Origin of the sequence: Streptomyces abyssomicinicus (genome assembly GCF_008974245.1) — a bacterium.
In the GTDB taxonomy this organism is placed as follows: domain Bacteria; phylum Actinomycetota; class Actinomycetes; order Streptomycetales; family Streptomycetaceae; genus Streptomyces; species Streptomyces abyssomicinicus.
Genome location: NZ_BBZI01000005.1, coordinates 1,443,151 through 1,468,399, shown reverse-complemented (window position 1 = coordinate 1,468,399; position 25,249 = coordinate 1,443,151). Strand labels below are relative to the sequence as shown.

The 25,249-nt window shown below is 74.7% G+C and carries 26 protein-coding genes, 1 tRNA gene and 2 pseudogenes; 14 read left to right on the top strand and 15 right to left on the bottom strand.

From position 1 onward, the window contains the following. Positions 1 to 45 precede the first annotated feature (45 nt). On the bottom strand, positions 46 to 696 hold the full coding sequence (locus GBN72_RS06135) for a GntR family transcriptional regulator (protein ID WP_151770545.1): 651 nt from the start codon (positions 694 to 696) through the stop codon (positions 46 to 48). A 192-nt stretch (positions 697 to 888) separates the two neighbouring features. Between GBN72_RS06135 and GBN72_RS06130 the strand changes: the two genes are divergently transcribed. Continuing rightward, a complete protein-coding gene (locus GBN72_RS06130; protein WP_151770984.1) occupies positions 889 to 1,416 on the top strand; it encodes an NUDIX hydrolase family protein in 528 nt (175 codons plus the stop codon). A 346-nt stretch (positions 1,417 to 1,762) separates the two neighbouring features. Here the strand turns inward: GBN72_RS06130 and GBN72_RS06125 are convergent. The 12 genes and pseudogenes from GBN72_RS06125 to GBN72_RS06070 all read right to left on the bottom strand — a co-directional run bounded on the left by GBN72_RS06125 (position 1,763) and on the right by GBN72_RS06070 (position 13,938). Beyond that, positions 1,763 to 1,836, bottom strand: a tRNA-Pro gene (locus tag GBN72_RS06125). Positions 1,837 to 1,971: 135 nt separating this feature from the next. After that, positions 1,972 to 3,291 carry an MFS transporter gene (locus GBN72_RS06120; RefSeq protein ID WP_151770544.1) on the bottom strand — a complete coding sequence of 440 codons (1,320 nt, stop codon included), beginning with the start codon at positions 3,289 to 3,291 and terminating at the stop codon, positions 1,972 to 1,974. A gap of 120 nt (positions 3,292 to 3,411) precedes the next feature. Next, a complete protein-coding gene (locus GBN72_RS06115) occupies positions 3,412 to 3,771 on the bottom strand; it encodes an MmcQ/YjbR family DNA-binding protein (RefSeq protein WP_151770543.1) in 360 nt (119 codons plus the stop codon). A gap of 47 nt (positions 3,772 to 3,818) precedes the next feature. After that, the gene (locus GBN72_RS06110) at positions 3,819 to 4,730 is read right to left on the bottom strand and encodes a LysR family transcriptional regulator (RefSeq protein WP_151770542.1); all 912 of its coding nucleotides are present in this window, start codon (positions 4,728 to 4,730) and stop codon (positions 3,819 to 3,821) included. A 178-nt stretch (positions 4,731 to 4,908) separates the two neighbouring features. Then, positions 4,909 to 6,102: a glycine C-acetyltransferase gene (locus GBN72_RS06105; protein WP_151770541.1), complete on the bottom strand. Its 1,194-nt coding sequence runs from the start codon at positions 6,100 to 6,102 to the stop codon at positions 4,909 to 4,911. Positions 6,103 to 6,163: 61 nt separating this feature from the next. Further along, a complete protein-coding gene (tdh, locus tag GBN72_RS06100) occupies positions 6,164 to 7,192 on the bottom strand; it encodes an L-threonine 3-dehydrogenase (protein ID WP_151770540.1) in 1,029 nt (342 codons plus the stop codon). A gap of 183 nt (positions 7,193 to 7,375) precedes the next feature. Further along, entirely contained in the window at positions 7,376 to 7,753 is a 378-nt protein-coding gene (locus tag GBN72_RS06095; protein WP_151770539.1) for a DUF742 domain-containing protein, read from the bottom strand. Continuing rightward, on the bottom strand, positions 7,750 to 8,241 hold the full coding sequence (locus GBN72_RS06090; RefSeq protein ID WP_151770538.1) for a roadblock/LC7 domain-containing protein: 492 nt from the start codon (positions 8,239 to 8,241) through the stop codon (positions 7,750 to 7,752). The genes GBN72_RS06095 and GBN72_RS06090 overlap by 4 nt, the downstream gene beginning before the upstream one ends. A 71-nt stretch (positions 8,242 to 8,312) precedes the next feature. Then, positions 8,313 to 11,381 (bottom strand): sensor histidine kinase, encoded by a 3,069-nt coding sequence (locus GBN72_RS35075; protein WP_246212273.1) that lies wholly within the window; start codon positions 11,379 to 11,381, stop codon positions 8,313 to 8,315. Positions 11,382 to 11,736: 355 nt separating this feature from the next. Then, complete coding sequence (locus tag GBN72_RS06080) at positions 11,737 to 11,979, bottom strand: acyl carrier protein (RefSeq protein ID WP_151770537.1); 243 nt, start codon at positions 11,977 to 11,979, stop codon at positions 11,737 to 11,739. A 91-nt stretch (positions 11,980 to 12,070) separates the two neighbouring features. Continuing rightward, positions 12,071 to 12,792, bottom strand: a pseudogene (locus GBN72_RS06075) (MBL fold metallo-hydrolase). 102 nt (positions 12,793 to 12,894) lie between these two features. Beyond that, complete coding sequence (locus tag GBN72_RS06070; RefSeq protein ID WP_151770536.1) at positions 12,895 to 13,938, bottom strand: patatin-like phospholipase family protein; 1,044 nt, start codon at positions 13,936 to 13,938, stop codon at positions 12,895 to 12,897. Positions 13,939 to 14,220: 282 nt separating this feature from the next. Between GBN72_RS06070 and GBN72_RS06065 the strand changes: the two genes are divergently transcribed. The 3 genes from GBN72_RS06065 to GBN72_RS06055 all read left to right on the top strand — a co-directional run bounded on the left by GBN72_RS06065 (position 14,221) and on the right by GBN72_RS06055 (position 16,699). Further along, positions 14,221 to 15,594 carry an MBL fold metallo-hydrolase gene (locus GBN72_RS06065; RefSeq protein WP_151770535.1) on the top strand — a complete coding sequence of 458 codons (1,374 nt, stop codon included), beginning with the start codon at positions 14,221 to 14,223 and terminating at the stop codon, positions 15,592 to 15,594. A gap of 152 nt (positions 15,595 to 15,746) precedes the next feature. Continuing rightward, positions 15,747 to 15,959 (top strand): hypothetical protein, encoded by a 213-nt coding sequence (locus GBN72_RS06060; protein WP_151770534.1) that lies wholly within the window; start codon positions 15,747 to 15,749, stop codon positions 15,957 to 15,959. Beyond that, positions 15,956 to 16,699 carry a sulfite exporter TauE/SafE family protein gene (locus GBN72_RS06055; protein ID WP_151770533.1) on the top strand — a complete coding sequence of 248 codons (744 nt, stop codon included), beginning with the start codon at positions 15,956 to 15,958 and terminating at the stop codon, positions 16,697 to 16,699. The genes GBN72_RS06060 and GBN72_RS06055 overlap by 4 nt, the downstream gene beginning before the upstream one ends. Before the next feature lie 152 nt (positions 16,700 to 16,851). Here GBN72_RS06055 and GBN72_RS06050 read toward each other — a convergent pair whose 3' ends face one another. After that, positions 16,852 to 17,130, bottom strand: a complete 279-nt coding sequence (locus tag GBN72_RS06050) for a metal-sensitive transcriptional regulator (RefSeq protein WP_151770532.1) — start codon at positions 17,128 to 17,130, stop codon at positions 16,852 to 16,854. Positions 17,131 to 17,200: 70 nt separating this feature from the next. Here GBN72_RS06050 and GBN72_RS06045 point away from each other — a divergent pair, with 70 nt between their 5' ends. The 8 genes from GBN72_RS06045 to GBN72_RS06010 all read left to right on the top strand — a co-directional run bounded on the left by GBN72_RS06045 (position 17,201) and on the right by GBN72_RS06010 (position 22,934). After that, the gene (locus GBN72_RS06045) at positions 17,201 to 17,773 is read left to right on the top strand and encodes a rhodanese-like domain-containing protein (RefSeq protein WP_164540406.1); all 573 of its coding nucleotides are present in this window, start codon (positions 17,201 to 17,203) and stop codon (positions 17,771 to 17,773) included. Positions 17,774 to 17,957: 184 nt separating this feature from the next. Beyond that, on the top strand, positions 17,958 to 18,677 hold the full coding sequence (locus tag GBN72_RS06040) for a class E sortase (RefSeq protein WP_151770530.1): 720 nt from the start codon (positions 17,958 to 17,960) through the stop codon (positions 18,675 to 18,677). Positions 18,678 to 18,725: 48 nt separating this feature from the next. Then, entirely contained in the window at positions 18,726 to 19,184 is a 459-nt protein-coding gene (locus GBN72_RS06035) for a GNAT family N-acetyltransferase (RefSeq protein WP_151770529.1), read from the top strand. Further along, positions 19,181 to 19,687 carry an HAD domain-containing protein gene (locus GBN72_RS06030; RefSeq protein WP_151770528.1) on the top strand — a complete coding sequence of 169 codons (507 nt, stop codon included), beginning with the start codon at positions 19,181 to 19,183 and terminating at the stop codon, positions 19,685 to 19,687. Before GBN72_RS06035 ends, GBN72_RS06030 begins: the two co-directional genes overlap by 4 nt. Before the next feature lie 93 nt (positions 19,688 to 19,780). Then, the gene (locus GBN72_RS06025; RefSeq protein WP_151770527.1) at positions 19,781 to 20,518 is read left to right on the top strand and encodes a class I SAM-dependent DNA methyltransferase; all 738 of its coding nucleotides are present in this window, start codon (positions 19,781 to 19,783) and stop codon (positions 20,516 to 20,518) included. A gap of 63 nt (positions 20,519 to 20,581) precedes the next feature. Beyond that, positions 20,582 to 20,860: a hypothetical protein gene (locus tag GBN72_RS06020; RefSeq protein ID WP_151770526.1), complete on the top strand. Its 279-nt coding sequence runs from the start codon at positions 20,582 to 20,584 to the stop codon at positions 20,858 to 20,860. A 213-nt stretch (positions 20,861 to 21,073) separates the two neighbouring features. Next, entirely contained in the window at positions 21,074 to 22,477 is a 1,404-nt protein-coding gene (locus GBN72_RS06015) for an amino acid permease (protein WP_151770525.1), read from the top strand. Between the two features lie 70 nt (positions 22,478 to 22,547). After that, positions 22,548 to 22,934 carry a VOC family protein gene (locus GBN72_RS06010; RefSeq protein WP_151770524.1) on the top strand — a complete coding sequence of 129 codons (387 nt, stop codon included), beginning with the start codon at positions 22,548 to 22,550 and terminating at the stop codon, positions 22,932 to 22,934. Between the two features lie 52 nt (positions 22,935 to 22,986). Here GBN72_RS06010 and GBN72_RS06005 read toward each other — a convergent pair whose 3' ends face one another. Beyond that, the gene (locus tag GBN72_RS06005; RefSeq protein WP_164540404.1) at positions 22,987 to 23,781 is read right to left on the bottom strand and encodes a hypothetical protein; all 795 of its coding nucleotides are present in this window, start codon (positions 23,779 to 23,781) and stop codon (positions 22,987 to 22,989) included. 246 nt (positions 23,782 to 24,027) lie between these two features. Here GBN72_RS06005 and GBN72_RS06000 point away from each other — a divergent pair, with 246 nt between their 5' ends. Next, the gene (locus GBN72_RS06000) at positions 24,028 to 25,035 is read left to right on the top strand and encodes an arabinan endo-1,5-alpha-L-arabinosidase (RefSeq protein WP_151770523.1); all 1,008 of its coding nucleotides are present in this window, start codon (positions 24,028 to 24,030) and stop codon (positions 25,033 to 25,035) included. A gap of 9 nt (positions 25,036 to 25,044) precedes the next feature. Beyond that, positions 25,045 to 25,188, top strand: a pseudogene (locus tag GBN72_RS05995) (RICIN domain-containing protein); the annotation flags it as partial. Between the last annotated feature and the right edge of the window lie 61 nt (positions 25,189 to 25,249).

Here is a 25,249-nt window from a genome sequence, read left to right as displayed (position 1 = left end):
AGCCTCCTTGGACAGGTTCCAGGAGCCCCTCCCGCCGGGTGCGGATCACTCCCGCAGCGCGGTGATCACACTCGTGAGATGGGCACGGACGGCCTGGTCGGCCGCGTTCGGGTCCCTGGCCGTCACCGCGTCGATGATGGCCAGGTGCTCGGGCAGGGACTTCTGCGGCCTTCCCGGCCGCAGCGCCAACTGGAAGCGGTGTCGCACCAGTTGGGCGTTGAGACGCTCCAGCAGCTCGTCCGCGACGCTCTGGCCGGAGTACTCCCTGAGCAGGGAGTGCAGTTCGCGGTTGAGCTGCGAGTAGGTCATCGACTCGCCCTCGGCGACCGCCTTGGACATCTCCCCGCCCAGCCGGCGGAGCCGGTCGAGCTGCTCGTCGGTCGCCTCGACGGCGGCCTTGGCCGCGCACAGCCCTTCCAGGACCATGCGGCACTCGGTGATGGCGACCGCCTCGTCGACGCTCACCACCCGCACCCGCGAGCCACGGTTGCGGATCCGTTCGACCAGCCCTTCGGCCGCCAGATCGATGAGGGCCGCCCGGATGCTGGCCCGGGTGACACCGAACTGCTCGGCGAGCTCGTTCTCCACCAGCCGCTGGGCCGGCGCCATGTCACCCCGCAGGATCGCGTCCCTCAGCAGCTTCAGCGCATGCTGCTTGGCCTGCTCCCCGGTGCCCGGCCGAGCGCTCGGATCCATTCGCCCTCCCTGAGTGCCTGTCGAACGTAAGCCTCGCCCGACAGTATTGTCAACAATTTTGTTCCCACATCGCCCTCCGGTGGGGCCGGCCGGAGGAGACCCGCGCGGAACTTCCGTCCCTCGTGCGGGGGTCCTCGGCAGAGCCATGCCCCAGGGCGGACCAAGGAAAGTATGATCGCCAGCGTGTCTGACATGACCGAAACCACGCCCGGTTGGCTGACCACCGACGAACTCGAACTCGCCCGCGCCCGGATGCCCATCCTGTACGTCGAGGCGGTGCCGGTACGCGTCGACGACAGCGGTGAGGTCATCAGCGTCGGCCTGCTGCTACGGATCGGCCCCGACGGTGCGGTGACCCGCTCCCTCGTATCCGGCCGCGTCCTTCATCACGAGAGGGTCCGGGACGCGCTGCTGCGCCACCTGGAGAAGGACCTCGGCCCGGTGGCGCTGCCCCGGGTGCCCGCCTCGCTGCAGCCGTTCACCGTCGCCGAGTACTTCCCCACCCAGGGCGTCACGCCGTTCCACGATCCCCGGCAGCACGCGGTCTCGCTCGCGTACATCGTCCCCGTGGCCGGTGACTGCAGACCCCGGCAGGACGCGCTGGACCTGGTCTGGTTCAGTCCGCACGAGGCCGCCTCGCCGCTGGTGCAGAACGAGATGCCGGGAGGCCACGGCGTCCTGCTGAAGCAGGCGCTGGCCCACGTCGGCTGCGTGAGCTGACCTCGCCCCAGGAGGGAGGCCGAAGGAGGCGGCCCTCCGCCGTCGCGCCCGCCCGTTTTCCGGCGGACCGTCGGGTACCCGCGTGCTGCGCCGGGCCCGCCCGGTCCGCGCACCGGGCGGGCGGGACGAGGATGGGAGCGGACATGGCCGGATCCGAAGGACACGAGGAAGAGCGCAACGACGACGAGGCGGCGGAGCAGGCCGGGAAACCCGAGGACTCCTGACCCTCACGGCCTTCCGGCACGCTGCCGGACGGCGCGCGCACGGACAGACGGACGGACGTCGAAACGTTCAGGGCCGGTGGCGGAAACCTCCGCCACCGGCCCTGAACCACGACTCTCGCGAGTCGGGACGACAGGATTTGAACCTGCGACCCCTTGACCCCCAGTCAAGTGCGCTACCAAGCTGCGCCACGTCCCGTTTGCCGTCTGACCTGGGGTTTCCCCCGGCCGAACGTGCATGGCAACCATACCGTACTCCGGACGGTGGTCGCGCGCGGGTTTGCGTCGCGTCCGCCGCGGGGCGGGGGTGCTGCCGCTCCCGCCGGACGGGGGGCTACCGCTCCGGGCCTTTCCGGTGGGCCCGGCCGTCCGGAGCCTGCAGGGCCGTGCCGCCGCGCAGGGCGGGGCCGTCGGCGCGGGGCAGATTGCGGATGGCGGGCACCGAGAGCAGGGCGGCGGAGACGGCCAGGGTGGCCGCGCCCGCCGCCAGCAGCACGTGGTCCGCGCCGAAGGCGTCCGCCGCGGGTCCGGCCAGGCTCTGGCCCACCGGGACCATGGCCAGCGATCCGGCGACCTCGTACGCGTGGATGCGGTTGAGCACGCCGACGGGGACCTGGGTCTGCACGCTGGTCGCCCACATCACCGCCCAGAAGGCCCGCCCCGCTCCCCCGATCACGGCCCCCGCCGCCATGCCGGGCACGTCCAGCCCGGCCCCCACGGCGGCGGGGAAGCAGGCGAAGGCGGCTATGGCGACGCCTCCGGCGCGCAGCATCCGCCGCGGGCGGAGCCGGAAGGCCACCAGGCCGCCGATCACGGTGCCGGCGCCGAAGGCGGAGTTCACCAGGCCGTAGGTGCCGGCGCCGTGCTCGCCGATCACCTCGGCGGCGACCAGCGGAACGGTGGGGCCCCAGGCGGCGACCATCATCAGGCACCAGATGACGATGACGCCCCACATCCAGGCGCGGGAGCGGAACTCGCGCCAGCCCTCCGCCAGGTCGGCGAGGAAGGCGGCCACCGCGCGCCCTGCCGGGCCACCGCGGCGCGGCAGCGGCGGCAGCCGCAAGGACAGCAGGCAGAGCGCGCCGAGGCCGTAGGTGGCGGCGTGTGCCGCGAAGACGCCGCCCGGCGAGGTGAAGGCGACCAGGAGTCCCGCGAGGGCGGGTCCCAGCAGCTGGGCGCCCGCCTCGGCGGTGCCGATCGCGCCGTTGGCGCCCTGCACGTCGGCCGCCAGCCGGGGCACCGTGCCGGCGACGCCGGGCTGGAAGACCGCCCCGGCCACACCGTTCACGGCGCCGATCACGCAGATCTGCCAGAGGACCACCTGCCCGGTGAAGAACAGCGCCGCGGCCAGCGCCTGCGTGGCCAGCCGCACCAGGTCGGCGCCGATCATCAGCCGCCGGGTGTCGAACCGGTCCGCGAGCACCCCGCCGAAGATCACCAGCGTGGCGAAGGAGCCCACGGTCGAGGCCATCGCCAGGCCCACCGCGCCCGCGCCGTACCCGTGCTGGAGCAGGCCCGCGGCGAGGGCCACCGGAAGCATGGCGTCGCCCAGGGCCGCGACCGCCCGGGCGACGAAGAACAGCGCGAAGTCCCGCGACCACAGACCCTGCGCCGCCACGGCGCCCTCCCCCGCTCCCGCCCGACCGTGCGTCACACGTGGCGGGGTTCCAGGCCCCCCTCCTGCCCGGAACCCCGCCACGACGGCAGGAGCATGCCATCTCCCACCGACAGCCCGGCCGCCGTGTGCTCCAGGGCAACGGCGGCCCTGCCGCGTTCATTCCCCGCCGGCGACTCCCAGCCGCGGGTGGCTCTCGCGCAGTTGGGCGGGGGCCGCCTGGCGCCAGGAGTCGGCGAGGATGTCGCGCAGTTCGTCCTCGTCGTCCAGGGCGTCGAGCCTGACCCGGATCCAGGCGAACGTGGCCTCGTGGCCCGCGATCCAGAACTTCTCCGGCTCGGCGAGCACCAGTTCGTCCCGGTCCTCCTTGGGGCAGCGCACCGCGCAGGAGGTCTCGTCCTCGGGCAGGGTGGCGAACATCTTCCCCGCCACCCGGAAGGTGGGCATGCTCCAGGCCGTCTTCTCGGCGGTGTCCGGCAGGGACAGGGCGATTCGGCGTACGTCGTGGGCGTCCGGCATGCCCGCAAAGTAACGGCGGCCACCGACAGCGGCGGCCGCTCGGCGCGTCAGTCCCGCTGGGCCTGGGCGGCCTCGCCCAGCGCGCCCAGCAGGGGGCTGATCAGGGGGTGCCGCTCGGAGCCTCGGCGCACCGCGGCGAACACCCGGCGGGTGGGCGCCACGCCGTCCACGGGCCGTACCGTCACGCCGCGCAGGTCCATGCCGCGCAGCGCCGAGCGGGGCACCAGAGCGACTCCGGCGCCGGCGGAGGCGAGGGCGACGACGGCCCGGAAGTCGTCGGAGGAGTGATCGAAGTCCGGCTGGAAGCCGGCACTCTCGCAGGCGAGGACCACCACGTCGTGGCAGGGGTTGCCGGGGTAGGGGCCGATCCACGGGTCCTTGGCCAGTTCGGCCAGCGCGACCCGGCCGGCCTCGGCCAGCCGGTGGCCGGTGGGCACCACCGCGTCGAACGGCTCGGCGTAGAGCGGCACATGGGTGAGCCGCTGGTCGTCGGCGGCGGGGGCGCCGCGGTACTCGACGGCGACCGCGACGTCGACCTGGCGGTCGAGCACCATCGGCAGACTGGCGTCGCCCTCGGCGTCGCGCACCCGCACCCGTATCCCGGGGCGGGTGCGGGTCAGTGCTGCGAGCGCGGGCGCCACGACCAGTCCGATGCCGGTGGCGAACGCGGCCACGGTGACCGTGCCGGCCTCCCCGGAGCCGTAGGCGGCCAGTTCGGCCTCGGCGCGCTCCAGCTGCTCCAGCACGGCGTTGGTGTGGGTGAGCAGGATCTCCCCGGCCGGGGTGAGCCGCACGCCCCGCGCGCCGCGGTCCACGAGGCGGTGCCCGGTCTCCTGCTCCAGCGCGGTGAGCTGCTGGGACACGGCCGAGGGGGTGAGGTACAGCGCGGCCGCCGCGGCGGTCACCGTCCGGTGGTCCGCCACCGCCCGCAGGATGTGCAGCCGCCGCGCCTCGATCACCGGACCATTGTCTCAGCTCGCCGCGGGTGCCCGGTCACCGTGCCGCGGGTGCCCGGGCGCCCCGCCCGCGCCCGCGGTGGCCGCGCCGCGCGGGCGCGACGGCCACCGTGCCCCGGACCGCCGCCGGCCGGGGCTGCTCCTGGGGCCCGGCGGTGGCCCGGGGCCCGGCGGTGGGGCGTCAGTCCCGCAGTTCGGCGCGGGCCGAGACGAAGGCGGCCACGGCGGTCTCCACGTCCTCGGTGGAGTGCGCCGCGGAGAGCTGCACCCGGATCCTGGCCTGCCCCTGCGGGACCACCGGGTAGGAGAAGCCGATCACGTAGACGCCGCGCTCCAGCAGCAGCTCCGCCATCCGTCCCGCCACCGTGGCGTCGCCGAACATCACCGGGGCGATGGCGTGCTCGCCGGGCAGGACGTCGAACCCCTCCTCGGTCATCCGGGTGCGGAACAGCGCGGTGTTCTCGGCGAGCCGGGCGCGCAGTTCGCCGGCGGACTCCAGCAGGTCGAGGACCTTGAGCGAGGCCGCCGCGATCACCGGGGCGAGGGAGTTGGAGAACAGGTAGGGCCGCGACCGCTGGCGCAGCAGGGCCACGATCTCCGCGCGCGCGGCGACGTAGCCGCCGGAGGCGCCGCCCAGCGCCTTGCCCAGGGTGCCGGTGACGATGTCGACCTTGTCCATCACGCCGAAGAGCTCCGGCGTGCCCCGCCCGTTCGGGCCGACGAAGCCCACGGCGTGCGAGTCGTCGACCATCACCATGGCGTCGTACCGCTCGGCCAGCTCGCAGATCTCGTCGAGCGGCGCCAGGTAGCCGTCCATGGAGAAGACGCCGTCCGTGACGATCAGCTTGCGGCGCGCGTCGGAGGCGGCCTTGAGCTGGGTCTCCAGGTCGGCCATGTCGCGGTTGGCGTAGCGGAAGCGCTGCGCCTTGGACAGGCGGATGCCGTCGATGATCGACGCGTGGTTGAGGGCGTCGGAGATCACCGCGTCCTCGGCGCCGAGCAGCGTCTCGAAGACGCCGCCGTTGGCGTCGAAGCAGGAGGAGTAGAGGATGGTGTCCTCCTGGCCGAGGAACGCGGAGAGGCGGCCCTCGAGCTCCTTGTGCACCTCCTGGGTGCCGCAGATGAAGCGGACCGAGGCCATGCCGTAGCCCCAGCGGTCCAGCGCGGCGTGACCGGCGGCGACGATCGCGGGGTGGTCGGCCAGGCCCAGGTAGTTGTTGGCGCAGAAGTTGAGCACCTCGCCCGGGCGGCCGCCGGCGGTGACGCCGACCTTGGCGGACTGCGGGGTGCCGATGACGCGCTCGGGCTTGTGCAGGCCGGCGGCGCGGATCTCGTCGAGGGTGGCGCGGATGTCGTCGCGCACGGAGTCGAACATCAGGGGCTCCAGAAGTGGTTACGGACGGCGAGCAGCGGTCGGCGGACGGGCCGGCGGCGGGTCAGGAGGTCCAGTCGAGGATGACCTTGCCGCCCTTGCCGCCGGCGGCGTCGGCGAAGGCCGCCTCGAAGTCGCGGTGGTCGTAGCGGCCGGTGATCACCGGGGCGAGGTCGAGGCCGTTCTCCAGGAGCACGGACATCGCGTACCAGGTCTCGAACATCTCGCGGCCGTAGATGCCCTTGACGGTGAGCATCGAGGTGACGATGCGGGACCAGTCGACCGGGAACTCCTCGGAGGGCAGGCCGAGCATGGCGATCCGGCCGCCGTGCGTCATGTTGGCGATCATCTCGCGCATCGCGGCGGCCTGGCCGGACATCTCCAGACCGATGTCGAAGCCCTCGCGCAGACCGAGTTCGCGCTGTCCGTCGGCGATGGTCGTGCGCGCCACGTTGAGGGCGAGGTCCGCGCCGATCTTGCGGGCGAGCTCCAGGCGTTCGTCGCTGACGTCGGTGACGACGACGTTGCGCGCGCCGGCGTGCTTGGCGACGGCGGCGGCCATCAGGCCGATCGGGCCCGCGCCGGTGATCAGCACGTCCTCGTTGACCAGCGGGAACGACAGCGCGGTGTGCACGGCGTTGCCGAACGGGTCGAAGATCGCGGCGACGTCGAGGTCGACGGGGACCCGGTGCACCCAGACGTTGCCTACGGGCAGGGCGACGTACTCGGCGAACGCGCCGTCGCGGCCGACGCCGAGGCCGACGGTGGAGCGGCACAGGTGACGGCGGCCGGCCAGGCAGTTGCGGCACTTGCCGCAGACCAGGTGGCCCTCGCCGCTGACCCGGTCGCCCGGCTTGATCTCGGCGACGTCGCGGCCGGTCTCGACGACCTCGCCGACGAACTCGTGGCCGACCACCAGCGGGGTGCTGATCGCCTGCTGGGCCCAGCCGTCCCAGGCACTGATGTGCAGGTCGGTGCCGCAGATGCCGGTGCGCAGCACCTTGATCAGTACGTCACCGGGGCCGATCGCGGGCTCCGGGACGTCCATGAGCCGGAGGCCCGGCTCCGCCTTCTCCTTGACCAGCGCCTTCACCGATGCGGCTCCTGTGCGTGCGTTCCCGTCCCCGGGCAGGGCGAAGCGGCCCGGGGACGGGAGAAGAGGATGGTTACCTCTAGAAAATGCCGCACGGGAGGCGTCCGGGTCCATCAAGGTTTTCTTAAGCGCCACCTCAGGATTGCTTCAGACGCGGATCATGGGCCGCCGCTCACGTGTCCCTCACAGGCGCCGCCGCAGTTCGTCGCGGACCTGCCGCAGCACGGCCGGGTCGGTGGGGGCGTGCTGGTAGGACGGGGCCTCGGCACGGATCAGCCCGCCCTCGACGAGGTCGGAGACCACCACCTTGGCGACGGCCACCGGCAGCCGGAGGCGGGCGGCGAGCTCGGCGATGGTCACGGGTGTCCGGGCGAGGCCGAGCGCCCGGGCGTGCTCGGGGCCGGGGTGGCCGCTCGCCGGGTGGCCGCTCGCCGTGACGTGGGTCAGCAGGTCGAGGTCGGCGGTGGGCCGGGTGCGGCCGTTGCTGACCGTGTAGGGCCGCACCAGCCGGCCGGCCTGCTCGTCCAGCCAGGGGCCGTCGTCGGCCGCAGCGGTGATCAACGCCGGGTCGCCGCCGGCTCGGGCGCCACGGCCCGCGGCGCGGGCGGACGGGCGGCGGCGCGCCGCGGAGCCGTGGTCAGGTACGGGCGCACGCTCTTGACCAGCATCGCCATCTCGTAGCCGAGCACCGCCGCGTCGGCGGTCCGGGCGGCCAGGACGGCGAGGCAGGTGCCGGAGCCCGCGGTGGTGACGAACAGCAGGGCGGAGGAGAGTTCCACGACCACCTGGCGGACGTCGCCGCCGCCGTCGAAGGTGACGCCCGCGCTGCGGCCCAGGGAGTACAGGCCGGAGGCGAGCGCCGCCATGTGGTCGGCGCCCTCCGCGTCCAGGCCGTGCGCGGACCGGACCAGGCCGTCGCAGGACAGGAGCACCGCGCTGCGGGTGTGCGGCACGCGCCGGACGAGGCCGTCCAGCAGCCAGTCGAGGCCGGCCGCGTCGGCTGCCGCGGCCGTGGTGGCCGCCCGGTCGGTCTGCGTGTCGATCGCCATGGTGGCTCTGCTCCAAGGGGTGTGAGGGCTGGGGTGGTCGGGTGCGGGGAACGGCGGCGCCGGGGCGCGGCTCATCCTCGGTCGGCGGGGTCCTCGCGGCCCCGGTCCGGGGCGGGACCGCTCCGGGAGTGGCGGTCCCCGGGGTGGCCGCCGCCGTGGCGGTCGTCGCGGTGGCGGTCGTCGACGGGACGGTCACCGGAGAAGGGGTCCGTAGGGAGGCGGTCGTCGGAGAGGCGGTCACCGAAGGGACGGTCACCGGAGAAGGGGTCCGTAGGGAGGCGGTCGTCGGAGACGCGGTCACCGAAGGGACGGTCACCGGAGAGGGGGTCCTCAGGGAGGCGGTCGTCGGAGACGCGGTCACCGAAGGGACGGTCACCGAAGGGGCGGTCACCGTCGTCGCAGGCCTCGGCCAGCCCGAAGCCGCGGCGGAAGGCCGCCATCAGGTCGGGGTCGTGCCCGGCCTCCTCGTGGGCCGGCTCGGGGCGTGGGGCGGGCCCGGACCTCAGCTGTGGCGCCAGGTGCGACTGGGCACGGCGGCGGGGCAGCCGGGGCAGGGGCGCGGTCACCCCGGCGGCGGGCCCGTCGGCCGGCGCGGCAGGCAACGGTGCGCTGTCAGCGGGCTGGGAGCCGGGCAGGGCTCCGGCGGGCGTGGCGCGCCCGGTGCGTTCGCGCACCGGCAGCGGCGACCGGTGCGGGGCGCACGGGGCGGGCCCGGCCGCACGGGGCGACGGCAGGAGCGGGACGGTCTCTCCCGGCCCCGGGGCGGCGTGCCGCCAGGCCTCGGGCAGGGATCCGGTCACCGGCGGGTGCGGATACGGGGCCGGGTGGCCGCCGGGCGTGTCCGCCACCGGGCCGGGAGGCCCCTGTCCTGCGGCCGCCTGACGGGGCTCGGCGCCGCACGCCTCGTGCGGCGCCCCCGGGACGGAGTCCCGGGGCGACGGCCCGGCGGCCGGGGCGCCGTGCGGGACCGCCCGAGGCGCCTCCCGGCGCGGGGTGTCCCCGTCGGGCCCGCGCCGGAGGTCGTCCGCCCGGTGGGACGGTCCGAGGGAACCGCCCCCGGCCTCCCCCACCGCCCGCGGCGCGTACGGCTCGCCGTCGGGTGCGTCGTGCGGCGGCCCCGGAACGGCGGGCCAGGTCCGGGCGCCGTCACGCCCCGCGGGACCCGCGGCCCCGTCGCCGGACCACGGTGCGGACGCCGTCGCCCCACCCGGTCCGCCGACGGCCTCGGCCTCGCCGTGCGCGTCGTCCGCACCGTGCGGCGGCTCCGCCGCGACGGGCCCGGCGCCCCACCCGGTGCGTGCCGCGGAGGGTTCCGGCCCGGCCGCGGACGGCTGCCCGGCGCCCGGGGTGCCGGTGGCGTCCGGGCGGACCCGGGGCTCGCCCCGCTCAGGGGCGCCGCCGGCCGGACCCCACGGCGTCTCCCGACCCCCGGTCGCGGTGCCGTCCCCGCCCGGCTCCGTACCGGCGGCCGGCGGACCGGCGCTCCCGCGCTCGGCGGCGGACGCCGCAACGGGCCCGGTGCGAGGTGCGCCCAGGTGCCGGGTCCGCTCGGCGGGCACGTCGTGTGCCGGGTGCCGAACGGCGGGTCCGGCGAAGGTCTCACCGGCCGGGGGACCGGCGGGCGAAGCAGCCGCCGGGCCGGCGGGCGGGGCGAGGAGCGGCGTGGGGTCGGCCGCCACCGCGCCGAACCCTCCGGCACCGCTCCCGGCTCGTGCGGACGGTGCCGGCGCCCAGGCGGCCCGGACCGCGTCCGGCGAGGACCCGGCCTCCGCGGGCCCCGCCGCGCCGGTTCCGGTGCCGGCCCCGCCGCCCTCGCGCTCCTGCCGCGGCGGCTCGGAGGCGGACGCGGCGGCACCGTGCTCCGTGCCCAGGCGGCTGCCGGACGTCTCGCCGCCGGGCTCGTCGTCCACCGGCGCGTCCGAAGCCGCCGCCGGCAGTTCCGCCTGCCGGGGGCCCAGCAGGGACCGCGGCAGGACCAGCACCGCCTGCACGCCGCCGTAGATGTTGCCGCCCAGCCGCACCCGGACACCGTGCCTGCGGGCCAGCTGGGAGACGACGTACAGGCCGATCCGCCCGTCCGCCAACAGCTCCGCGACGTCGACCGAGGCGGGGTCGGCCAGCAGCGCGTTCATCCGTTCCTGTTCCTCGGACGGCATCCCGAGCCCGCGGTCCTCGACCTCCACCGCCAGCCCCGCCGCGACCGCGTCGGCACGGATCGCCACCTGGGTGTGCGGTGGCGAGAACACCGTGGCGTTCTCGACGAGTTCGGCCAGCAGGTGGATCACGTCCGCGACGGCGTGCCCCCGCAGGGTGCCCTCGACGGGCGGGACGACCCTGACCCGCGCGTACTGCTCGACCTCGGCGACGGCGGACCGCAGGACCTCTTCGAGAGGGATCGGCTCGCTCCACTGCCGCCGGGAGGCCGCGCCGCCCAGGACGGCCAGGTTCTCCGCGTGCCGGCGGACGCGGGTGGCCAGGTGGTCGACGTGGAAGAGGCCCTTGAGCAGGTCGGGGTCCTCGATCTCCCGTTCCAGCTCGTCCAGGACGGCGATCTCCCGGTGCGCCAGCGACTGGAGCCGGCGCGCCACGTTGACGAACACCTCGATCCGCTGCTCCAGGCCCGCGCCGGACGGGGCCTCGGCCACCGGCCGCTCGGGAGGAGCGTCGGACACGACCCGGCTCAGGGCGGCCATCACCAGGTGGTGCGCGCGTCCCAGCTCCTCGGCCAGCCTGCCGAGGCCGTCGGCGTCCGCGCTGCCGTCCGCCGCGCCGTCGTCCTCGTCGAGGAGGTCGGGCACGCCGCGTTCCCGGGCCGCGGCGCGCAGTTCGGCTTCCTGCTCACCGGCCCGGCGGAGCAGCCCCTCGACCCGGGAGGAGACGGAGTGCGCGGCCCGTCGCGCGGCGACCGCGGCGACCGCGACGGCCATCACCGCCAGTGCCACCGCACCGGCGAGGACGGCCCACAGAACGGGCCCGGCCGGGGCGCCGGCGGTCAGCACGACGTAGAGCACGGCCGCGCCGCCGCCGAGCGCCACCGCTACGGGTGGCAGCACCGCGATGCGCGACAACTGCGGCCCGAGCGGGGGCAGTTGTCCTTGCTGCGGCGATCTGCGGTCGGCCGGTGCGCGGAGGTGAGACATCGACGTCCTCGTGCTGGGCGGTGCGTCAGGGACCGTGGGTGCTCGCGCGGGCGGCAGGAGACGCGCCCCCGCACGGCGGACACTCACAGTAGTCACGTAATCGCGCATTCTGCCGGGCGGTTGGGCAACTATGCGCCTCGACAACCCTCTACCGCAGGACAGTTCGCACACCTGACCTACAAAGCGTCGCTTCCCGCCCATGAGCCGCACCGGCCCCGGCCGTCACGGAGCGTGTCCGGTATGCGGCGTCCGACGCACCGGCGAGACGTCCGCTCCGGTGCCGGACCGCGGTAGGGAGGCGGACGCCGTCGGCGTCCGCCTCCCCGCCCTGCGTGACGTGCGGGCTCCGGGTCGCTCAGCCCGCCGCGGGACCCGCGTCCACGGTCCCCGACAGCTGCTTGAGGAACTCGTGGCACTGGGCCGCTCGTTCGGAGTCCTGCGCCATCACCGTGCGGAAGAAGTCGGCGATCTCCGTCCTGCCGGCGTTCTCCGCGTCGCGTACGTACTGGCCGTAGTCGTGCCCGGCCTTGAGGGAGTGGTACTGGACGGAGATCAGGTCGAACACGACGTCGCTGAAGCCCGTCTCACCCGTGGCCATGATCTTCCTCCCGGGGGTGGTACGAAGTGCGGACGCGTCGCGGGTTTCACGCGGCGCCGCGGTCGAAACGGCCGGCCCGTCCCGCCCGGCCTCAGCCCACCACCGGGGCGGATCCGTCCGCCGGGACCACGGCCCTCCGCCCGTGGCGGCAGTGCACGATCCGGTCCCCGAGCCCGAGCCGTTCCGCCTCGGCCAGGAAGTCCGACAGGGGCGACCGTATGACCGTGTAGTCGCCGTAGTGCACCGGCAGGACGTGCCGGGGGTCCACCAGCCGCGCCAGTTCGGCCCCCTGCGCGCCGTCCATGGTGACCAGCAGGCCACCGGGCAGCAGGGTGCCGCCCCGGGGAACCGGCGGGGGATCTCGGCGAGGTCCGGGAACATCAGCGTGTCCCCGGAGATGTACAGCCGCAGCCGGGGCGGCCCGGCCACCGGCCCGAACTCCAGCAGACTGCCCATCACCGGCGGCAGCAGGCGGCGCAGCAGCGGATGCCCGGCGTAGCGGCCCGGGGCGGCCGTCACGCGCACCTGGTCGTCCCCGTGCAGGTGGGAGAGGAGCACCGCGTCCAGCCCGGGGAGGCCGGTGACGTCCAGGGCCGGCTCGGTGAGGCGGCGGCTCAGCAGTCCGTACCCGAGATAGGCGTGTTCGCCCCGGTGGAGGAAGTTGGGGTCGGTGAGGAGGGTGAGGCCGCGGTGGCGGAGCAGCAGGGTCGCGTTGCCGATGAAGTGCAGGTCGAGCCGGTCCTCGGAGGACCGGCCGGCGTCGGAGGACCGGCTGCCGACGGGAGGGCGGCCGGGGCCGAAGGACGGGCTCATGGGGACCACCGTGTTCCTGGGCGACGGGGAACGGGAACGGCGACGGGAGCAGGGCGGCGGGGTCGCGCCGCACGTGCTCCGGTCCTCCGCCCGGAGTACCCCTCAGGCCGGCGGAAGACGCAGGGTCCGCCCCACCGCCGCGCGGCCCGCCTCCAGGGCCGCCTTCAGCAGCTTGCCGTCACGGCTGAGGCGGCCGACGCGCGGGGCGTCGAGCGCGGGACGGACCGACATCACCGCCGCGCCGTCCCGCGCGGGCGGACCGCCGAGGTCGTACTCGGACAGCAGCGCGTCGTCCTCCCGCAGTCGGTGCCCCCGGGCGAAGTAGCTGTCGTGCAGCGCCTTCGGGTAGCGGCGCAGCGCGGTGGCGGCCACGAGGCGGGAACCGTAGGAGGGCCGGATCACGGCCTCGGCCGCCGGTGCGGGGAGGACGTCCCGCGGCGCCGGACGGGAACGCAGCACCAGGACGTGGGTCGCGCCCTGGGCCAGGGCGGTGCGGTAGGGGATGGACTCGGCGAGGCCGGCGTCGTAGAAGTGCCGCCCGCCCAGTTCCACCGCCGGTCCGGCGAGGAAGGGCAGCGCGGCGCTGGCCCGCAGGGCGAGCCGCAGGTCGGCGGGACCGTCGAGGTAGGGACGCAGGTCCGTGGAGAGGCCGGTGTGTGCGTCGGTGGCGAGGGGGTGGTACTCGACGGGATGGGAGAGGACGGCGTCGAAGTCCATCCGCGCCACCTCGGCGTAGAGGTGCTCGACCAGGGTGCGGACGTCGACGACGGGGCGGCCTCGCCAGACGTTGGAGAGGCGGATCATGGTGTTGGCGTACTCGGGCTCGGCCCAGCCGTTGAGCTGCTCCGGGGTGCCGCTGAGCAGCCAGGCGCCGGTGATCGCGCCGGCCGAGGAGCCGTACACGGCGTCGAAGGCGTCGACCAGGCCGGCCTCGTGCAGGGCGAGCGCCATGCCGGCGGAGAGGGTGCCGCGCATGCCGCCGCCCTCGATCACCAGGGCCAGTCGCATGCCGTCGGCGCGGGCGCCGGGGCGGCTGCCCCCGCGGACCCGCTCGGCGACGGCTTCCAGGACCTGGTGGCGGTCACGGGGCGAGTCGGGGCGCGGCCCCCGGGAGCGGTCGTCCGCGGCCAGGTGCTCTCGGCTCATGTCCCACTCTCCTCGGGGTCCGGCGGGCACCCTGCGCCCGGCCGGGCGGCCGGTGGCGGTGCGGCTGCCATTGTCCCAGGTCCGCGAGGGGCGGGCGGTGCGGGGGCCGGGAGACCGGGCGGGCCCTGTGCCGGGGCCGCCGCCTCACGAGGGCCGCGGCCGGGCCCCGGTCACGGCTGCCGCGGGAGCGGTCGCACCGCCCGCCGGTATACCCCCCTAGGTATGTTACGGTGACCATCCGAGACAATACCCGGGGGGGTAATTCGCGAGGGAGTGCGTTCCATGTTCTTTGCCGACGTCCTGGAGACGCAGGGGCTGGGCAACCGGAGCTACCTGGCGGGTGGGGCGCGGGCCGCCGTCGTGGTGGACCCGCCCCGGGACATCGACCGCCTGGTCGAGGCGGCCGCCCGGCGTGGCGTCCGGATCGTCGCGGTGGCCGAGACCCATGTGCACAACGACTACGTGACGGGCGGACTGCAGCTGGCCCGGCTGACCGGTGCACGGTACCTGGTGCCGGCCGCCGCCTCCGTCTCCTACGACCGGGTCCCGGTCTCCGACGGCGACGTGGAGGACGTCGACGAGGGGCTGGCCCTCCGCGCAGTCGCGACCCCCGGTCACACCCCGCACCACACCTCCTACGTGCTGGAGGAGGACGGCCGCGCCGTCGCCGCCTTCACCGGCGGGTCGCTGCTGATCGGCGGTGTCGGCCGCCCCGACCTGGTGGAACCCCGCCTGACCGAGCGTCTGGCCCGCGCCCAGCACGCCTCCGCCCACCGGCTCGCCGCCGAGCTGGGGGACGACGTCGCGGTGATGCCCACGCACGGCTTCGGCAGCTTCTGCTCCTCCGGCGAGGCCGGCGGGGAGCACAGCACCATCGGCGCCGAGAAGACCTCCAACCCTGCGCTCCTCCAGGACGTGGACGAGTTCGTCGGGGAGACGCTGGCCGGCCTGGACGACATCCCCGCCTACTACGCCCACATGGGTCCGGCCAACGCCTCCGGTCCCGGGCCCATCGACCTGACGGCCCCGCGGCGGGCGGACGCCGGGGAGATCGCGGGCCGGCTGGCCGCCGGTGAGTGGGTCGTGGACCTGCGCAGCCGGGTGGCGTTCGCGGAGGGGCACGTGGCGGGCTCGTTCAACTTCGAGATCGACGGGCAGCTCGCCACCTACCTGGCGTGGATGATCCCGTGGGGGAAGCCGGTCACCCTGCTGGGCGCGAGCGCCGAGGAGGTCACCCGCGCGCAGCGTGAGCTGGCCCGGGTGGGCATCGACCGCCCCGCCGCGGCGGCCGTCGGCTCCCCCGCCGACTGGGTCCGCCCGGGAGAGCGTCCGTCGTCGTTCCCCCGCGGCACCTTCGCCGACCTGGCCGCAGCCCTCGCGGGGGACGAGCGGGTGGTCGTGCTGGACGTGCGCCGGGACGGGGAACGGTCGGCGGGGTGGATCGAGGACAGTGTCCACATCCCGATCCACCGGATCCACCAGCGGCTGGACGAGGTCCCCGACGGCACCGTCTGGGTGCACTGCGCGGGCGGCATGCGCGCGGCCGTCGCGGCCTCGATGCTGGACGCCGCCGGACGGCGTGTGGTCGCGGTCGACGACGGCTACGCGGCGGCGGCGGAGGCGGGTCTCACGCTCGTCACCCCGTCCGAGGGCTGAGCCCGCGCGCACGCGGGGCACCGGCCGACGCCGCCACCGGGCCGCACGGGACGCACCACCGCGCGGCGCCACACCCCACGCGGCCGCGCACCACCGCACACCGCACAGCCGCACACCGCGCCACCGCGCGTTCGCACCGAGGAATGAGAACCATGGCAAGGCAACAGGACGACGGCCTCGGCCGCGTCACCCCGCAGCAGGCCCCCCGGACGTCCGGGGAGAGCGCCGCCCACCCGCCGTACGCCCGCGGGACGGACGGCGGCGAGGCGGGCCGCGCGCCCGGTCCGGTGCGCGCACCGCTGCCCCGGCCGGCCGCCGGGACGGCTCGCGTGCCGGCGTGTTCCACCGCCGGCTCCGTCCTGTGACCGCGCTGCTCCTCGCCCTGCTCGGCGGGGCGGTGGTCGGCCTGACGCTCGGCGCCCTCGGCGCGGGCGGCAGCATCGTCGCCGTCCCCGCACTGATCTACCTGCTCGGCTTCGGCCCGGCCGAGGCCACCACCGCCAGCCTGCTGATCGTGATCGTCACGTCGCTGACCGCGCTGGTGGCGCACGCCCGGGCCGGAACGGTGCGGTGGCGGGAGGGACTGCTGTTCGCCGCGGCGGGGGTCCTGCCGGCGGCCGCGGCCGGGCTGCTGTCCGCGCGCGTTCCCGGGATCGCGCTGACCCTGGCCTTCGCCGTGGTCGCCGGGACGGCCGGTCTGCGCATGCTCCGGCGTGGCCACGCCCCACGGGAGGGCCGCGTGTCGGGCGTCCGCGCCGCGGGCGCCGGGGCCGGGCTGGGCGCGGTGACCGGATTCCTCGGCGTGGGCGGCGGTTTCCTCGCGGTTCCGGCCCTGGTGTCGGTCCTGGCCGTCCCGATCACGGCGGCCGCCGGAACCAGCCTCCTGGTGATCATCACCAACGCCGTCGTCGCGCTGGGCGCCCGTGCGGGCATGGGCCTCGGCCTGGACTGGTCCCTGATCCTGCCGTTCACCGCGGCCGCGGTCCTGGGCGCCTGGGACGGACGGCGGATCGGCGCGAAGATACCGGCGGCGGCCCTTCAGCGCCTCTTCGGCGGCCTGCTGCTGGCCGTCGGCCTGGCGATGGGCATCGGAGCCCTGGTGTAGCGCCCGGGTCGGTGTGCCGCCCCGGTCGGTGTGGCGCCCGGGTCGCGGACGCGCCGCGGGGCCTGCCGCGACCGTCCCGTGCGGGACGGTCGCGGCAGGCCCCGCGGGGGCCGGTCCGGCCGGCGGTGAGCCCGGGCGTCCAGGGCTCAGGCTCAGGCCAGCGACAGGAAGAGCTTCTCCAGGCGGGCCCGCATCTGGACGGAGTCCCGGATCTTGGGGTCCTCACTGGTCATGCACTGCTGCAGACCCGTGGCGATGATCGAGAATCCGGCCCGGTCCAGCGCCTTGGAGACGGCGGACAGCTGCGTGACGACGTCCTCGCAGTCCCTTCCGTCCTCCAGCATCTTGATCACGCCGGCCAGCTGGCCCTGCGCCCGCCGCAGTCGGTTCAGTGCCGACTTGAGCTCCTCGGTGCTCATGTCGAGTTGCACACATCCTCCTCTTGATACCCCCATGGGTATCCTACCCTGGGATGAGCGTCCCATCGAAAGGCATTATTCCGTGAGCACCCCCACCACCCTGACCGCGGCCGAGGCGGCCGCGCGCGAGGGCGACTTCACCGTCGTCGACGTCCGCTCCCCCGGCGAGTTCGCGGGCGGTCACCTGCCCGGCGCCCACAACATCCCGCTCGACCGCGTCAAGGAGGCCGCGGACACGCTCCGGGCCGCCGCGGAGCGCGCGCCGCTGCTGATCGTGTGCGCCTCGGGCGCCCGCTCGGCCAACGCCTGCGCGCAGCTGGCGTCCCTCGGCATAGCGGCGGCCGGCCTGGAGGGCGGCACCGGCGCCTGGGCGGCGGCCGGCAACCCGCTGGAGCGTCCGGCCGGGGCCCGTCCCGTCTGGCCCATGGACCGGCAGGTCCGTCTGGTCGCCGGATCCCTGGTGCTCATCGGCTTCCTCGCCGGCCTGGCCTGGCCGCCCGCCCACTGGCTCTCCGGCGCCATCGGTGCCGGCCTGGTCTTCTCCGGGGTCACCAACACCTGCGGCATGGCCGCCGTGCTGGGCAGGCTGCCGTACAACCGGGGCGCCGCCGGGTGCCCCACCTTCGACGAGACCCGGCGCCGTCTGGCCGCGTGACAGGGCGGTCGCCCCGGTGGCGCCGGGGGCCCGGCGCCACCCACCCCCACCCCTTTCGTCCCTTCCTCCGGGAACATCCTGGCCGCGGTCGCCGTTCTCGCTTGAAGAGAGATGTGCCGCCCGCCGAGCCGCGGTGGGCACACCGCCCGGGGCGTGCCCCGCCCCTCGTCCCCCTTCGAGAACCATGGCCCGTTCCCGCATCCCGCTCACCGCCTCCGCAACGCTGGCGGGCGTGACCGCCGCCCTGCTGGCCACTGGCTGCGCGGTCACCGGTGAGGCCGCCCAGCCGTCCGCCGCCCCGCGCTCCGCCGCGGCCCCGGCCGCGGCATCCGCCGCCGCCGGCTCCGTGACGCCGCGGCCCGCGGATCCGTCCCCCTCCCGCCCGGACCCCCGCACACGGGAGGCCCGGCTGAGCATTCCGGAGATCGGTCTCGACGATCTCCGCGTCGTCCGCTACGAGGGGACCACCGACGACTGGCCGGGCACCCACATCCAGAACCGGGGCGACGCGGCCAGCCCCTACGGTCTGGACGGCGGCGTCGGTCCGGGCGAGAGGGGCAACCACCTGGTCACCGCCCACCGCCTCTCGGCCGGCGGCCCGCTGCGGGACCTGCCCACCCTCGACGTGGGTGACCGGGTGCTCGTCACCTCGGGCGGCACCGAGTACGAGTACCGGATCACGGAGACCCGCAGGACCTCCTTCCGCTCGGAGCGCTCGCTCGCCGAACAGCGCGCCGAGGTGCCGGGACATCCGGGCCGGAAGGCCACCCGGGCCATGATCACCGTCTCCACGTGCGCGACGCCCGAGGACGACGCGGCGGGTAATTTCTGGCGCGACGACAAGGGCAACCCGGAGCACCGCATCGACAAGATCGGCGTCCTGGTCTCCTCACGCGCCGCCTGACCTCGCGGGGGGCAGGACCGACCCCGAGCGGTGCGCGATACTCCCCTCATGTACACGCAATGGGCTCTGCGTCCGGCCGTCCCGGCGGACGTGGAGACGATCGCCGAACTCCGGGCCATCGTGCTGCGGCCGGACCTCGAGCGGCTGGGCCGCTTCGACGAGCACCGTGTCCGCCAGCGCTTCCGCGACTCCTGGGCACCGGCGCACACCTCGGTGGTGACCGCCGGCGGGTCCTTCGCGGGCAGCATCACGCTGCGCCCCGCCGAGGACGGCCGGGTGCTCGAGCACTTCTACCTCGCTCCCGGCCGGCAGGGCCGGGGACTCGGCACGGCCGTCCTGCGCGCCCTCCTGGACCGCGCGGACGCCGCCGGGGAGACGATCCGCCTGAACGTCCTGAACGGCAGCCCGGCCCGCCGCCTCTACGAGCGCCACGGCTTCACCGTGGAGGCCGCTGACCCGGTCGACGTGTTCATGGTGCGCGAGCCCCGGTGTACCGTGCCGCGATGACCGCGGCGCGTCCTGTCCTCTTCCTCGACGTCGACGGACCGCTCCTCCCCTTCGGCGCCGGAACCACGCCCCCGGCACCGGACACCGTCGGCACCGGCAACCCCTTGCTCTCCCGCCTCCGGCCGGAGCTGGGCCCTCGTCTGCTCTCCCTCGGCTGCGACCTCGTATGGGCCACCACCTGGCTCGACGAGGCCAACGAGGTTCTCGCGCCCCGTCTCGGCCTGCCCGAGCTGCCGGTGGTCCGTTGGGCGGAGGACGCCGGCGTTCGGGGGCCGCGGGGTCTGCGCTGGAAGACCGCGGAGCTCGTGGCGTGGGCCGGCGCCCGCCCCTTCCTGTGGGTGGACGACGAGATCGGGCCCATGGACCGGCTCTGGGTGGAGGCCCAGCACCCGGGTCCCGCCCTGCTCCACCGCGTCGACCCGGGTCGCGGTCTCGCCGACGCCGACTTCACCGCACTCGCCCGCTTCACCGCCGGGCTCCGGCGGAGCGGGCGGCGCGCCTGAGGAAGGTCGCGGCGCGCCTGAGGGAGGTCATGGCGACACGCGCGCCGGAAAAGCCGTCGACGGCCGACCGCCGCGCCGTCAGACTGGTCGACCGTGACGAGCAGCGAACTGTGGAGCAAGGACGCCGCCGAGCGCTACGACGCGGGCGAGACGGAGATGACCTCGCCCGCCGTGCTGGGCCCGACCGTCGACTTCCTCGCCCGGCTGGCCGGTGACGGCCCCGCCCTCGAATTCGCCATCGGCACCGGCCGCGTAGGCGTACCGCTGCGCCGGCGCGGCGTGCCGGTGACCGGCATCGAACTGTCCGAGCACATGGCGGCGGTGCTGCGCCGCAAGGCCGACGAGGAGACCCTTCCGGTCGTCGTCGGCGACATGGCCACGACCGTGGTTCCCGGCAGCCACACCCTCGTCTACCTGGTGTACAACACCATCTCCAACCTGCTCACCCAGGACGAGCAGGTCGAGTGCTTCCGCAACGCCGCCCGCCACCTCGCCCCCGGGGGCAGGTTCGTGATCGAGCTCGAGGTGCCGCCACTGCGGCGCATGCCGCCCGGCCAGGGCGCCGTTCCCTTCGACGTCTCCGACCGTCATCTGGGCTTCGACACGATCGACCCCGTCAGCCAGCTCCTCGTCTCGCACCACTTCACCCGCGAGGAGGACGGCCGCTACCGCCGCGGCAACTCCCGCCACCGCTACGTCTGGCCGTCCGAGCTGGACCTCATGGCGCGGATTGCCGGGCTGGAACTCGAGCAGCGGGTCGCGGACTGGAACGGCTCCCCCTTCACCGGCGACTCGGCCGGCCACGTCTCCGTCTGGCGCAAGCCCGCCTGAGCCGCCTTTGCCCGGGTACCCGCACACGCGCACACAGCGGCGACCCGGAGGGAAGACAGACGCATGCTGATCGACGAGAAACTGGTCGGGGAACTCCTGGACAGGCCGGCGGACGACGCCGCACTGGTCCTGCTCGAGGGCACCGCACAGGTGACCGACCGCGCCGCGCTGGAGGGTGACCACGCCTTCCGCGGCGCGGCCGTGCTGCTGACCCGCGGGGAACTCGTGGACCGGCTGGGCGGCTCCTCGCCCAGCGAGGAGGACCTGTCGCGGGTGGCGGCGTCCCTGAGCGACTCCGTCGGCAAGCTGGGCGCCCGACCGGCCGGCCCGCGCAGCCGGTGACCGATGACCGGTGACCGGCAGCCGGTAGCCGGTAGCCGGTGTCCGATAACCGGAATCTTCCGGTCCGCATGCCCCTGAGGAGCAAGACTTGTGGCCTCCTCAGGGGTACGAGCGGAGAAAAACGAGCGATTTTGCGGCACTTCCCCTCGTCACCAATGATGGTCGGCGCGCCCGGCGATCCCGGGCGTCGGCACGACGAGAGGCGCACCACCCATGCCCCCCACCGGGAACTCCTCCCCCCATGCCCCGACCCCCGCTCCGGGGGCCGCGGCCGCCTCACCGGAGGCGAGGACCGCAGCGCGGGGCGAGGACGGGAACCGGCACGCCCGCCGGTTCGGACTCCCGGTGGCGACCGCGCTGGTGATGGGCAACATCATCGGTGGCGGCATCTTCCTGCTGCCCGCCTCGGTGGCCCCGTTCGGCACGGTGAGCCTGGTGGCGTTCGCGGTGCTGACGGTCGGGGCGATCGCGCTCGCCCTCACCTTCGGGCGCCTCGCGGAGCGTGACCCGCGCACCGGTGGCCCGTACGTGTACGCACGCGAGTCCTTCGGCGACTTCGCGGGGTTCCTCGCCGCCTGGTCGTACTGGATCACCACCTGGGTGTCGAACGCGGCCCTGGCGGTCGCGGCGGTCGGCTACCTCACCGTCCTCCTCCCGGGCGTCGGCGAGCACCGCTGGGCCACCTGCGCGGCCGCCCTGGTCCTCCAGTGGCTCCCCGCGCTCGCCAACTTCGCCGGCACCCGGTGGGTCGGCGCCGTGCAGCTGGTCTCCACGGTGCTGAAGTTCGTCCCGCTGCTGCTGGTCGCCGTCGGGGGTCTGTTCTTCTTCGACGCCGACAACCTCGGCCCGTTCAACGCGAGCGGCCAGAGCGCGGTCGGCGCGGTCTCCGCGGCAGCGGCGATCCTTCTCTTCTCCTACCTCGGTGTGGAGTCCGCGGCGGTCAGCGCGGGCGAGGTGGCGGACGCGCGCCGCAACGTGGGCCGGGCCACCGTCATCGGCACGGCCGGCGCCGCGCTGGTCTACCTGCTGGGCACGCTGGCCGTCTTCGGCACCGTCGCCCACGACGAGCTGGTGGACTCCACGGCTCCCTTCTCGGACGCGGTGAACTCCATGTTCGGCGGCAGCTGGGGCGGCTGGGCCGTCGCCGTGGCCGCGCTGGTCTCGATGACCGGCTGCCTCAACGGCTGGACCCTGCTCAGCGCCCAGACCCCTTACGCCGCCGCGCGCGACGGCCTGTTCCCGGCGCCCTTCGCCCACCGCCGACGCGGCGTGCCCACCTTCGGCGTCGCGGTCACCGTGGTGCTGTCGTCCCTGCTGACCGTCTACAACTACGCCTCCGACTCGGCCCGGGTGTTCGAGGTCCTGGTCCTGATCACCACCTTCACCGCCACCGTCCCCTACCTCCTGGCCACCGCCGCGCAGCTGCGCCACCTGGTGGCCGGCCGCCACGAGCAGGTCGACCGCGCCCGCCTGGCACGGGACATGACGGTGACCGCGGTCGCCGCCGGCTTCTCGCTCTGGCTGGTGGCCGGGTCCGGCTACGCGGCGGTCTACCAGGGCGTGCTGTTCCTGTTCGCCGGGGTCCTCGTGTACGCGGTGATGACCGCCCGGCGCTGACCGGCTCCGCCGCGTCGCCCGCGGGCCGGCTCCGCCGGATGCGCGGGCCCGAGGCGGGCAGACGTACGGCATGGCCACTTCCAAGACCAGCGTGCTCGTCCTCGACTGCGCCGCTCCCGAGGAACTCGCCGAGTTCTACGCCGCGTTGCTCGACGCGACCGTACGACGCGGCGTCGACCCCGACTTCGTCGAGGTCGTCGGGAACGACGGCAACCACATCGCCGTACGCCGTGACCACGGCTACGCGCCGCCCAGTTGGCCCCGCCCCGACGACTCCCAACAGGCCCACCTGCACATCCTGGTGGCCCAGGAGGACATGGACGAGGCCGAACGGGAGGCCGTGGGCCTCGGCGCGCGTCCGATCGAGACGCGCGACAACTCCGGCCCGCGGGACGTGCGCACCTACGCCGACCCCGCCGGCCACTCCTTCACCCTGGTCGCCCGCCGGGACCACTGACGGGGACGGGCGCGGTGGGCGTCCGTCCCCGTGGCCCGCGGCGACGGACGGATCAGCAGCCGATCCGGCGGTCGTCCAGCGCGATGTCGTCCATGCGGACGTCGTAGGAGGACGGGCTAGGGTTGCCCTGGTAGAGCTGCCAGCCGATCTTCACGGTGTCGAACCGCGGGAAGACGAAGTCGGTGTCGGCGCCGCCGTGGTCACGGGTGGAGACGGTCAGTTCGGGCTTGGCCCTGCCGTCGATCCAGACGGAGATCCTGTTGTCGGTGGCGTCCATCCGCCACTCCACGCACTGCCAGACGCCCGCGGTGGCGGGGGCCGACTCGCGCCAGGCGGTCCAGTCGCCGGTGGGGCCGCCGTCGGAGCCGACGCCCCACAGGTTCTTCTTGAGGTCCGGCACGTACTGGCCGCCCAGGGGGCGGATGTACCCCGGGCCCTCGCCGGTGGCCTCCACCATGGTCCAGTGGGCCCAGTCGGGGGCCGTCGGGAAGGCGTCGACGCGGAGGCGGACGCGGCCCCAGAAGCTGTTGCGGGGCGGGGTGAGGTCGTCGACCTGGAGGAACGCCTTGCCGTTGCCCTCGGTGTGGACGCGCAGGTGCTTGCCGTGCCGGGTGGCGTCCCGCTCGACGGTGAGCGCGCCGTTCGCGGTGTCCGTGGTCCAGCCCCGGCCCTGCGTCGCACCGGGGCGCAGGGTGGTGAAGTCCTCGCAGAACAGCAGGTCGCGGTGGGCACAGGTACGGTCGCCGCCGCGGTGGTCCGGCGCCGGGGCCGAGCCCCAGGACGCGGGCGCCGCCGCGGTCGTCACCAGCATCGCGGCCAGCGCGGCGAATAAGTGGGTTCTCCTCATGAACGGCCTCCAGTCCCGTCGCCGCCCGGTCCGCACCGGGCGGGTGATCGTCCGGAGACATCCTGGCGGGTGCGCGTGCGGATTCCCAGGGTGTCTCCCCGGTAACTTGCGGCTGCCGTGGCCCCGCCCGGCACGGACTGCTTTCGGACGTACCCGTGCTTTCGCCGATGACCGGCTCCCCGAGGTGCGGGATGGTTCTTCCGGGGCCGTCCCCGCCCCAGCACCCCACACCACCGGAGGACACGCGTGCGTCGTACATCCCGAACGTCCCGAACGTCCCGCAGGTCCCGCGCGTCGCGGAGGGCCGCCTTACCCGCGGTCGCGGCGGCCGTCCTGCTCGCCCTGGTGCCGAGCACCGCGAGCGCCTATCCCAACCCCGGGTACGTCACCGGAACCGTCACCGTCCACGACCCGACCATGATCCGGAAGTCCGACGGCCGGTACCTCGTGTACGGCACCGGCGGCGGGCTCGCCCACCGGACCTCCACCGACCGGACCGCCTTCAGCGGTGGCTCCGACGCCTTCTCCACCAGGCCGAGTTGGTGGACGCAGTACGGCAACACCGAGGCGTGGGCCCCGGACATCTCGTACCAGGGCGGCAAGTACCTGATGTACTACTCGGTCTCGACCTTCGGCTCCAACAGGTCGGCCATCGGCCTGGCCACCTCCGGCACCGGTCTGCCGGGCTCCTGGACGGACGCGGGGGTGGTGTACTCCTCCTCCGCCTCCAGCGACTTCAACGCCATCGACCCGAACCTCTTCGTGGACGACGACGGCAAGTGGTGGCTTTCCTTCGGCAGTTGGTGGACCGGCCTCAAGCTGATCCAGATCGACCCCGGCACGGGCAAGCAGCTCGCCACCAGCACCACCCGCCACTCGCTCGCCTCCCGGCCGACCGGCACCAAGGCCGTCGAGGCGCCGTACATCGTGAAGCGGAACGGGTACTACTACCTCTTCGCCTCGTACGACACCTGCTGCGCCGGCACCAGCTCCACCTACAAGGTGAAAGTGGGACGGGCCACCGGCGTCACCGGGCCGTACCGCGACAGGAACGGCGTCCCGATGCTGCTCAACGGCGGTACCACGGTGCTCGAGTCGCACGGTCGGTACATCGGCCCCGGCGGCCAGTCGGTCATGAAGGACGTCGACGGCGACCTGATCGTCTACCACTACTACGACGGCCAGGACAACGGCACGGCGAAGCTGGGCGTCAACCTCCTGGACTGGAGCAGCGGATGGCCCGTCGCCTACTGACCTTGCCGGCGGCTCGAGGACCGGGGCGACGACGCCCACCGGCTGGTGAACGTGGCGTCCGGCAAGGTGCTCGACACCGCTGACTGCTCCTCGGCCGACGGCGCGGACCTGCGGCAGTGGTCATGGCTGGACAACACCTGCCGGCAGTGGCGGCTCAACCCGGTGTGACCGGGCGGGGCCGCCACCGGTCCGCCACCAAACGCGCGCCCGGGCC

Coding starts and splice junctions, on each gene's coding strand:
- GBN72_RS06010 (WP_151770524.1), top strand. CDS start 22,548: ATGGCCACTTCCAAGACCAGCGTGCTCGTCCTCGACTGCGCCGCTCCC.
- GBN72_RS06030 (WP_151770528.1), top strand. CDS start 19,181: ATGACCGCGGCGCGTCCTGTCCTCTTCCTCGACGTCGACGGACCGCTC.
- GBN72_RS06040 (WP_151770530.1), top strand. CDS start 17,958: ATGGCCCGTTCCCGCATCCCGCTCACCGCCTCCGCAACGCTGGCGGGC.
- GBN72_RS06105 (WP_151770541.1), bottom strand. CDS start 6,102: ATGTTCGACTCCGTGCGCGACGACATCCGCGCCACCCTCGACGAGATC.
- GBN72_RS06020 (WP_151770526.1), top strand. CDS start 20,582: ATGCTGATCGACGAGAAACTGGTCGGGGAACTCCTGGACAGGCCGGCG.
- GBN72_RS06070 (WP_151770536.1), bottom strand. CDS start 13,938: ATGAGCCGAGAGCACCTGGCCGCGGACGACCGCTCCCGGGGGCCGCGC.
- GBN72_RS06015 (WP_151770525.1), top strand. CDS start 21,074: ATGCCCCCCACCGGGAACTCCTCCCCCCATGCCCCGACCCCCGCTCCG.
- GBN72_RS06115 (WP_151770543.1), bottom strand. CDS start 3,771: ATGCCGGACGCCCACGACGTACGCCGAATCGCCCTGTCCCTGCCGGAC.
- GBN72_RS06060 (WP_151770534.1), top strand. CDS start 15,747: ATGGCAAGGCAACAGGACGACGGCCTCGGCCGCGTCACCCCGCAGCAG.
- GBN72_RS35075 (WP_246212273.1), bottom strand. CDS start 11,381: ATGTCTCACCTCCGCGCACCGGCCGACCGCAGATCGCCGCAGCAAGGA.
- GBN72_RS06090 (WP_151770538.1), bottom strand. CDS start 8,241: ATGGCGATCGACACGCAGACCGACCGGGCGGCCACCACGGCCGCGGCA.
- GBN72_RS06005 (WP_164540404.1), bottom strand. CDS start 23,781: ATGAGGAGAACCCACTTATTCGCCGCGCTGGCCGCGATGCTGGTGACG.
- GBN72_RS06135 (WP_151770545.1), bottom strand. CDS start 696: ATGGATCCGAGCGCTCGGCCGGGCACCGGGGAGCAGGCCAAGCAGCAT.
- GBN72_RS06065 (WP_151770535.1), top strand. CDS start 14,221: ATGTTCTTTGCCGACGTCCTGGAGACGCAGGGGCTGGGCAACCGGAGC.
- GBN72_RS06080 (WP_151770537.1), bottom strand. CDS start 11,979: ATGGCCACGGGTGAGACGGGCTTCAGCGACGTCGTGTTCGACCTGATC.
- GBN72_RS06130 (WP_151770984.1), top strand. CDS start 889: ATGACCGAAACCACGCCCGGTTGGCTGACCACCGACGAACTCGAACTC.
- GBN72_RS06035 (WP_151770529.1), top strand. CDS start 18,726: ATGTACACGCAATGGGCTCTGCGTCCGGCCGTCCCGGCGGACGTGGAG.